This is a genomic window from Thermoanaerobacter sp. CM-CNRG TB177 (assembly GCF_018588165.1).
In the GTDB taxonomy this organism is placed as follows: Bacteria; Bacillota; Thermoanaerobacteria; order Thermoanaerobacterales; family Thermoanaerobacteraceae; genus Thermoanaerobacter; species Thermoanaerobacter thermocopriae.
In genome coordinates this window covers 1-962 of the sequence record NZ_JAFCAC010000023.1, presented here as the reverse complement: position 1 = coordinate 962, position 962 = coordinate 1, and the positions used below count along the sequence as shown (strand labels likewise).

General features: G+C 36.2%; 1 protein-coding gene. It reads left to right on the top strand.

Annotation, left to right across the window (positions count from 1 at the left end):
- On the top strand, nucleotides 1-962 hold a 962-nt coding region (locus I4N53_RS01545), incomplete at both ends, for a SufS family cysteine desulfurase (protein WP_214495430.1).

The following is a 962-nucleotide window of genomic DNA, read 5'->3' as shown; positions in this document are numbered from 1 at the left end:
ACAACTCAAAAGCCAATTAGCGTTATAAAAGCTATGGATAAATATTATGAAGAGCTAAATGCTAATGTATATAGAAGCCCACACTATTTAAGCGCTCTTTCCACACAGGCTTATGAAGAGGCAAGAGAAAGAGTAAAAAAATTTATTAATGCTAAAAGTGTAGAATCCATAATATTTACGAGAAATACTACAGAATCAATAAACTTTATAGCATATACTTGGGGGATGAAATATATAAACGAAGGAGACGAAATAATACTCACAATAGCCGAACACCACAGCAATATGCTTCCATGGCAAATGGTAGCGGAAGCTAAAAAGGCGAGACTCAAATATGTCTACCTTGATGAAGATTTTAGGTTTTCTATGAAAGATTTCAAAGAAAAAATGTCAGACAAAGTAAAATTAGTTGCTGTGCAGCACATGTCAAATGTTTTGGGTATAATAAATCCTGTAGAGGAGATTACGCATATTGCCCACAAATACGGAGCAAAAGTATTGATAGATGGAGCACAAAGCGTACCTCATATGCCTGTTGACGTACAAAAAATAGATTGTGACTTTTTCGCTTTTTCAGGTCACAAGATGTTAGGACCTATGGGAATCGGTGTACTTTATATAAAAGAAGATTTACTTTCAGATGTTCCTCCTTTTTTAAGAGGTGGAGAGATGATAGACGAAGTCTTTGAAGACCGTGCAACTTTTGCGCCTCCTCCTCTTAAATTTGAAGCAGGTACACCCAACGTAAAAGGGGCTTGTGTGCTTGTTTCTGCAATAGATTATATAGAAAAAATTGGGCTTTCCAATATATATCATCACGAAAGCGAGCTTTTGGAGTATGGTCTTCAGAAAATGAAAGAATTAGACTTTGTAAAATTGTATGGTCCTAAAGATGCCGAGGAAAGAGGAGGAATAATTTCCTTCAATGTAGAAGGTGTCCATCCTCACGACGTTGCTACAAT